Annotated in this window: 2 protein-coding genes; one reads left to right on the forward strand and one right to left on the reverse strand. The window is 51.4% G+C overall.

Features of this window, described 5'->3' with window-relative positions:
• Positions 1 to 1915 (forward strand): RAP domain-containing protein (locus J7438_RS25045; RefSeq protein ID WP_209278772.1); only part of this gene is annotated, 1915 nt, incomplete at its 5' end.
• Positions 1916 to 2173: 258 nt separating this feature from the next.
• Here J7438_RS25045 and J7438_RS25050 read toward each other — a convergent pair.
• Positions 2174 to 2533, reverse strand: coding sequence for an IS66 family transposase (locus J7438_RS25050; RefSeq protein WP_286196924.1), 360 nt, complete (start codon positions 2531 to 2533; stop codon positions 2174 to 2176).
• Positions 2534 to 2619: the final 86 nt, after the last annotated feature.

Raw genomic sequence — 2619 nt, forward strand, 5'->3', positions numbered from 1 at the left:
GGCCGTGGCCGTGCTGTTGCCCCATGTGAACGCACAGAAAGACCAATTTATTCCTCAGGCTATCGCCAACCTGCTGTGGGCCATGGCGAAACTGGTGGACAACGGGCAGGAGCGGACACCAGAGTTCGAAGAGGCCATGGCCGCGCTGTTGACCCACGTGAATACACAGAAAGCTAACTTTAAACCACAGGAAATCACCAACCTGCTATGGGCCATGGCGAAACTGGTGGACAGCGGGCAGGAGCAGACAACAGAGCTCAAAGAGGCCGTAGCCGCGCTGTTGCCCCACCTGAACGCACAGAAAGATCAATTTAATGCCCAGGATATCACCAACCTGCTATGGGCCATGGCGAAACTGGCGAACGAAGGGCAGGAGCAGACACCAGAGCTCAAAGAGGCCGTGGCCTCGCTGTTTCCCCATGTGAACGCACAGAAAGGCCAGTTTATTCCTCAGCATATCGCCAACCTGCTGTGGGCCATGGCGAAACTGGTGGATAACGGGCAAGAGCAGACACCAAGGCTCAAAGAGGCCGTGGCCGCGCTGTTGCTCCTCGTGAACATACAGAAAAACCAATTTAAGGCCCAGGGAACCGCCAACCTGTTGTGGGCCATGGCGAAACTGGTGGACAACGGGCTGAAGCGAACACCAGGGCTCAACGAAGCCTTGGCCGCGCTGTTGCCCCACGTGAAAGCACTGAAAGACCAATTTATTCCTCAGCATATCGCCAACCTGCTGTGGGCTATGGCGAAACTGGCGGACAAAGGGCAAAAGCAGACACCAAGGTTCAAAGAGGCCGTGGCCGCCCTGCTACCCTGCGTGAACGCACAGAAAGCTAACTTTAAACCACAGGAAATCTCCAACCTGCTGTGGGCCATGGCGAAACTCGTGGACAACGGGCAGGAGCTGACACCGCTGCTCAAAGAGGCCGTGGCCGCGCTGTTGCCACTCGTCAACACAGCGAAAGCTAACTTTAACCCACAAGAAATCGCCAACCTGCTGTGGGCCATGGCGAAACTCGTGGACAACGGGCAGGAGCTGACACCAGGTCTCAAAGAGGCTGTGGCCGCACTGTTGTCTCACGTGAACGCACAGAAAGACCAATTTATGCCTCAGCATATCGCCAACCTGCTGTGGGCCATGGTAAAACTGATGGACAACGGTCAGGAGCGAACACCAGAGCTCAAAGAGGCCGTGGCCGTGCTATTGCCCCTCGTGAACGCACAGAAAGCTCACTTTAAACCACAGGAAATCGCCAACCTGCTGTGGGCCATGGCGAAACTGGGCGAGCTTGTAGAGCTGAATGTGGTTACCTCCACGTCCGAATCGCTGGTCTACAAAATCATTGACACCCCTCAGCTCTCTCAGCAAGGCATATTGATGTCTCTCTGGGGAGTCATGGTATTGTGTGCCAGGTTGGCTCTAGACTCTAATGCCAATAAAAATAACTTGCTTGAAAAGCACATGGATGACCTTTTTACTCGCCTGGAAAATACATCCCCGGATAATGAAGAGGATCAACACATCATTTCTATGGCCACCAGTTGGCTTGGGAGAACGTGTCCGGTCATCCCCCATTACCAGACAAACAATTCAAAAACTCAAACCGACTTCCGCGATCAACTCCAGTCATGCCTTCCATCTTTGAATATTGAAGAAGAACAGAGTCTGAACTCATTACCTCCGGTTGATCTGCTACTGCCAGACCACAATATGGTGATTGAAATTCAGGGACCGTCTCATTACGTGAGTGGTGATTTCAACACCAGGAATGGTTCGACTCTGCTGAAAATCGCACTGCTGCAAAAAGCAGGATTTGAGGTCATTGAAATCCCGGTTAACCAGCTCAAGAGCCGGGATTCAATAAAACTATATATTGATCAAATAAAGACCAGGATAAACATTTCAGAAAAATGAACTTCTGAACTGTACAGCAGTCTGCTTTTTATATTTTCATGAATTAATGAAATATAATTATGGATACAAGCTCTGCCGGTATCAGCGTTAAATACGCAAGATCAGATAATGATTATCACCGACCGGGTGGCCATGCTCCTTCTTCAAGGCGTGGACGATACAGACATGCCACGGTCAGGCAGTTAGGTGATACCCCACGCACTAACCCGGGGCGCAATACATTTTATCGTAAGCGTCTAAGCAGGGGACAGACTCCCCCTACTTGTCGAGATCGGCTTTTAATGGTTTGGCCCCGAATTTCTCTTTCCAGAGTCGCGGTATCAGTTCCCTGATATCACGGGCCGGTTGGAGGCTGATGCGTTGAAGAACATCAACCAGGTATTTGTAAGGATCGATGCCCGCCAGCAGGCAGCTGGTGATCAGCGTCTGGAACACGGCGACATTGTCTGCGCCTTCTTCCGTCCAGCAGAACATCCAGTTCTTTCTGCCCATCGGAATGCAACGAAGGCCACGCTCAAGATGATTGGTGTCAATCGCTACCGTTGGATCGTTCAGGTAAACCTGAAGCTCCTTTTTCGTAAGCGCCAATTTAACCAGCGTAATAGCCAACCCTACCAGATCAGCTTATTCTTGAGATGCCTTCACTGCCCAGGGTAGAAGCTGCTCCAGTTTCTCAACCGTGTCCGCATAAGGCAGCTCTTTTA

The sequence above is a fragment of the Thalassotalea sp. G20_0 genome (genome assembly GCF_017744175.1).
Classification (GTDB): Bacteria; Pseudomonadota; Gammaproteobacteria; order Pseudomonadales; family Endozoicomonadaceae; genus Endozoicomonas.